This window comes from Flavobacterium sp. (assembly GCF_029242675.1).
In the GTDB taxonomy this organism is placed as follows: Bacteria; Bacteroidota; Bacteroidia; order Flavobacteriales; family Flavobacteriaceae; genus Flavobacterium.
Genome location: NZ_JAQWTM010000310.1, coordinates 1 through 4,913, shown reverse-complemented (window position 1 = coordinate 4,913; position 4,913 = coordinate 1). Strand labels below are relative to the sequence as shown.

General features: G+C 34.8%; 5 protein-coding genes. 1 reads left to right on the top strand and 4 read right to left on the bottom strand.

The genetic code is table 11. The features are described 5' to 3' along the window. From P8M54_RS11290 to P8M54_RS11275, 4 genes are all read right to left on the bottom strand, one after another. Nucleotides 1–603: PAS domain-containing protein (locus P8M54_RS11290; protein ID WP_300287965.1), on the bottom strand; the 603-nt coding region annotated here is incomplete at its 3' end. Nucleotides 604–862: 259 nt separating this feature from the next. Beyond that, complete coding sequence (locus tag P8M54_RS11285) at nt 863–2,203, bottom strand: DEAD/DEAH box helicase (RefSeq protein WP_300287964.1); 1,341 nt, start codon at nt 2,201–2,203, stop codon at nt 863–865. Nucleotides 2,204–2,333: 130 nt separating this feature from the next. After that, complete coding sequence (locus P8M54_RS11280; RefSeq protein ID WP_300287963.1) at nt 2,334–3,881, bottom strand: DEAD/DEAH box helicase; 1,548 nt, start codon at nt 3,879–3,881, stop codon at nt 2,334–2,336. 108 nt (nt 3,882–3,989) lie between these two features. After that, entirely contained in the window at nt 3,990–4,517 is a 528-nt protein-coding gene (locus tag P8M54_RS11275; protein ID WP_300287962.1) for a DUF6155 family protein, read from the bottom strand. Between the two features lie 101 nt (nt 4,518–4,618). On the opposite strand from P8M54_RS11275, the gene P8M54_RS11270 reads away from it, so the two are divergent. Beyond that, entirely contained in the window at nt 4,619–4,903 is a 285-nt protein-coding gene (locus P8M54_RS11270; RefSeq protein WP_300287961.1) for a DUF3817 domain-containing protein, read from the top strand. Nucleotides 4,904–4,913: the final 10 nt, after the last annotated feature.

Here is a 4,913-nt window from a genome sequence, read left to right as displayed (position 1 = left end):
CATTAAAAGTTCTGACTCTTCGTAACCCAAAATGGAACATCCTGCCGCATTGATTTGAAGAAAATTACCTTTTAAGTCGGTAACAGCAAGTAAATGTGGTATTAAATCTAGTAAATAACCACTTGTATTGGACTTACTTTTTAAAGTTACTACCGTTTCTTTCTTGTACTTTTTTGTTCTACTTTCAGCGAATGACTTTTCATTTAAATTATCAACATTTAGGAGATCAATGTTCTTTTCTTCAACAATTTGGTGCTCCCTACACAAAACTAAAATACAGTCTTTGTCTTGGAATTTTACAGAGAAACCTTGTAATACAGCCCTATAGTTATTGGTATTACTGCTGCTAATATCAAATAATCCAAAATCAATATAATCTTGATTGTGCTGAAAATCGTGATGAGTTGATTTATATCTAGTTAATTGATCTTGACGAATTAAAGAAGTAGCAAGGGTGGACAAAAATATATCTTTAGAAACACCAAAACGTGCTAAAGCCGCGGTATTTACATCCAATACTACATAACTATTTTTTTCATAAATCCAGGAAGGCTGGGGATTATAATAAAATAAGCTGCTTAAGTTAGTAGTATTTATTTCCATGTTATAAAAAATTACAATCGTGCAGCTTTCTTTAGCTATTTAATAGCAAAATTCTTTGATGGCTTTACTTAAAAATACCTCCAACAACTCCATTTGCTTTCAGGCATCAATTCTTAATCCAAGCTAAAATAGTAAATTTCTTTAAGAAACTAAATATTTATAACAATTTACTGATGAAATTGTTATGAAAATATATAAAAAAACCATCAAAAACACATTGTGATTATTTGATGGTTAATTTAAAGTAGAGTAACTACTCTTATTTTTTCATTTTCTGCCTTTTTACTGGCTTTTCAGCTGGCTCATTTTTATTTTGTAGTAAATAATTGGCTAATAATTTTTCTATTAATTCGTCTTTAGTAAGATGATGAAAAACGGTTTTTATTTTTGTTTTTAATTCGGAATCCACATCGTCATTCGGCTTAGTTTTAAAGATTTGCTTTGCCCAAAGTAACGTATTGTTTTGCTCGATACTTAAAGTAGAAGGCTTACTGAATTTGCTAAATTTAATTCCGAGTTCCTTTTCGAAATCTTCAATTTCTTTTTCTTCTTCTGGTTGTAAAACGGTTAATGATAACCCCTTTGCTCCTGCTCTAGCGGTACGACCAGATCGGTGTACGTAAGCTTCGTATGCATCAGGTAAATGATAATTCACTACATAGGAAATCTCTTTTACATCGATTCCTCTTGCAGCCAAATCAGTTGCCACTAAAATATTGATATGTCCTTCACGAAATTGCTCCATGATACGGTCTCTAATTCCTTGCGACAGACTTCCATGTAAAGCACCTGAAGAAAAGCGATTGATTGCCAGATTTTTAGCGAGCTTGTTTACAGCGGCCTTAGTTTTACAAAAAATTATTCCGCGTTCTCCTTCTTTAGAATTTAAAAAGTGCATCAAAACATCTAGTTTCTCGATAGGATCCACCACAATGTATTCGTGATCAATACCTTGATTACCCACGGTTTCCATATTAGCACTTACTTGAACTACATTTTTGTTCAAGTAATTTTGAACGAGTTGCTTGATTGTACCGGGTAAAGTTGCCGAAAACAAAATGGTTTTATGCTCTTTAGGTAATTCAGCTACTATTTCGTCTAAACTTTCTTTTAAGATACTTACCATTTCGTCGGCTTCATCTAAAACTAAAAAGTTGGTTTCCTTTAGGTTGATCGCTTTACGCTGAATCAAATCGATTAAACGCCCTGGTGTCGCAACGACAATATGAGTTGGACTTGTTAATCGCTCAATTTGAGGTTTGATTGGTATTCCACCGCAGGTTGCTGCAATTGAAACAGCAGGTAAAAACTGCGCAAAAGCCTCTAAATTGGTAAAAATTTGATGTCCTAATTCTCTCGTTGGAACAAGAATAACTGCCTGAACATTGGTTTTGGTAGTATCAATTAATTGTAAAAGTGGCAATCCAAAAGCAGCCGTTTTTCCCGTTCCTGTTTTTGCCAATCCTACTAGATCTGTTTTGTTAGCTAGTAATAATGGAATTGCTTTTTGCTGAATTTCGGTTGGCGTTACAATTTTCAATTCGGCTAGCGCTTTGCAAATTGGTGCCGAAATTCCAAGGTCTGAGAATTGTTTTGACATGTTTGTGGATGTGTTATTTTAAAAAAAATGTGATTGGTAAGCAACTTTCTAGCCCTGATGGGAACGATATCCTGTTGTGGTGGTGTTCACCACAACAGATAAAGTGTACAGCAGGAAAAAGCTCTTTATATTATTCCTCGTCATCAGGCTCGTTCATGATTTTTTCACGATACTTTTTACCCAATAACAACGTTAATTTCAATTTATAATCATCGACTAGCCATTCGCGGTAGTTTTTACTACACTGGCTCAAACACTTAGAATAGCGCTTGATGCGGCAGTCGATGTCGTCATCTAGCTCCTTCGCTAATGCTTTGGCTTCCTGCAACGTCTCAGTATTGTAAACGCACATGGTGCTGTGTTGCTCTAACGATTTTTCTAGTACAACTTTTGAACGCAAGTTTTGCTTGATGGCCAGCTTGTGCTCTTCTTCAACATCAAAAGTAACGTCTTCTGTCTTACTGAATTTAGCACGTAATTCTGGTGGCATCGAGTACTTAAAGTACAATTCAATTTCAGTATCATCACGTAAATTCTCTAAATAAAACTCCGGTGATTTAAATATATGTTGCCAGTTAACCGGCTCGCTCCATAAGCCAAAACGGGCGGCATTATTACCTAAGTCGATTACTGTAAACTCATCTTTGTTAGGTAATTTACGAGATCCACGACCAATCATCTGGTAGTACAAGGTTAGCGACTTGGTAGCTCTATTTAATATAATGGTCTCCACCGTAGGCTCATCAAAACCTGTGGTAAGAATTCCTACCGAGGTTAAAATAGCATCTGGTGTGTGTTTGAACCAATGTAGTATATCTTTTCGTTCCTCAGTACTACTTGTGTTGTCTAAGTGGCGAATAGGATAACCGGCTTCTCTAAAAGTTTCATAAACATAGAGAGATGTATTGATCCCGTTATTGAAAATCAAGGTCTTTTTACCTAGCGATTTTTCAGCGTACGCATGCAATAATTTTTCTTGCATGTGCATATTCGTATACAAATCATCCGATGATTTAACGGTATAATCCCCATTGATCCCTACTTTTAATGAAGTTAAGCCCACATCATAACTGTATGTTGTTGCTCTTGCTAAGAATCCGTTACTAATCAGTGAACTAATAGTGTCTCCAACGATTAACTCGTCGTAGCTTTCGTGCATGGGTAACTTAATATTCGAGCTCAACGGCGTTGCTGTTACTCCTAATATAAAGGCATTCGTGAAGGAGCTTAATAATTTTCGAAAAGAGTTGTAATGTGCTTCATCAATAATTACTAATCCTACGTTGTCAAGGTGTAATTTTTCGTCGTAAATACGGTTTTTAAGCGTTTCAACCATAGCAACAAAGCATGAAAAATCGTTTTGATCCGGTAGTTCTTTTACTTTACTATTAATGATTTTGTTTTTTACTCCAAAGCCTTTCAACATCTTGGATGTTTGCTTACAAAGCTCGATACGGTGTGTTAAAACAACGACTTTTAAATCGTGCTTAGAGAGGTAACGACGAACAATTTCAGAGAAAATAACTGTTTTACCTCCACCGGTTGGGAGCTGATAAAGCAGGTGATGTTGTTTAGGTCCGTTATCGATGCGTTCAAATATAGCATCGATATCGCCTTGTTGGTATGCGTAAAGTTCTTTTTTGTCTTCTTTTTCTATTTCTATAGTATTTTCAAACATTGTTTTTTCTTGGGTTTTTGCAAAAATACGTCTAAAAAACAGTTTATCGGTTATATTTAATTTAAAATATCCCGATGACCTTAAATAATTTTGAATTATAGTAGACGCTTAATCCTCTATTTTTTCTAGGATTATACTGAATTCTTGCTTGTTTTGCCAGCGTTGCTTCATTGCTTCTTGACTTATGGTAAGTAATCGCTGTTTAAAATCAAATGTTATGCCATTAGCAATAACAAATCGAACCAATTGCTCAAACGAGTTAAGCATACTTTTAAAAAATAGTTCTTGTTTTACAAAATGATCAGCGGAGTAGGCTTGTGCTATTTCGATATGGTAACACATGGCGTCAGCAATGATATAGGGATCTACGCCAAGTACTGTGAAATGCTTTATCATTTTTTGAGCAACAGAACGACGCATTTTAGCGCGCCGTTTTATTTTTCCTTTTTGCACAGGAAAATATTCGTGAGAAACTTTAATCTTAAAGTCTTGCAGCAGCGCATTTTCGTTAGGATTGAAAACAAAATTATAATACACTTTTACAGGAATGAATTTCTCGTACAGTGCAACCATTTGTTCTTCGAGTTGCTCTTTGGTCAACTCTTTTAAGTACTTTTTTAATTCTCGCTTGCTCATTATCAAAGTTTAGGACTACAAAAGTAAATTAGTTTCGGTTGCCATGCCCAAAAAATGGATGATAATACTTAATTTTGGCATAAATCAATTAAAAAAGTACCATGTTAAAGGTTTTCAAGATCACAGCTATTCTAGAAGGAATCTCTTATTTAGTTTTAATTGCCAATATGCTTATACTAAAAAACATGAACCCTGATTTGTATCATGTAATTCTTAGGCCTTTTGGTATGGCACATGGTTTTCTTTTTATTGCCTACATCATTTTAGCAATCTTGTTGAAAAAACCACAAAATTGGAGTTGGAACACGCTTGCCATTATATTGGCTGCTTCACTAATACCATTTGGCACCTTTTATATAGAAAAAAAATACTGTAAACATGTTTAAAGCGGCCACC

Excerpts from the sequence above, each read along its gene's own strand:
- P8M54_RS11280 (WP_300287963.1), bottom strand. The coding sequence starts at position 3,881 with ATGTTTGAAAATACTATAGAAATAGAAAAAGAAGACAAAAAAGAACTT.
- P8M54_RS11270 (WP_300287961.1), top strand. The coding sequence starts at position 4,619 with ATGTTAAAGGTTTTCAAGATCACAGCTATTCTAGAAGGAATCTCTTAT.
- P8M54_RS11285 (WP_300287964.1), bottom strand. The coding sequence starts at position 2,203 with ATGTCAAAACAATTCTCAGACCTTGGAATTTCGGCACCAATTTGCAAA.
- P8M54_RS11275 (WP_300287962.1), bottom strand. The coding sequence starts at position 4,517 with ATGAGCAAGCGAGAATTAAAAAAGTACTTAAAAGAGTTGACCAAAGAG.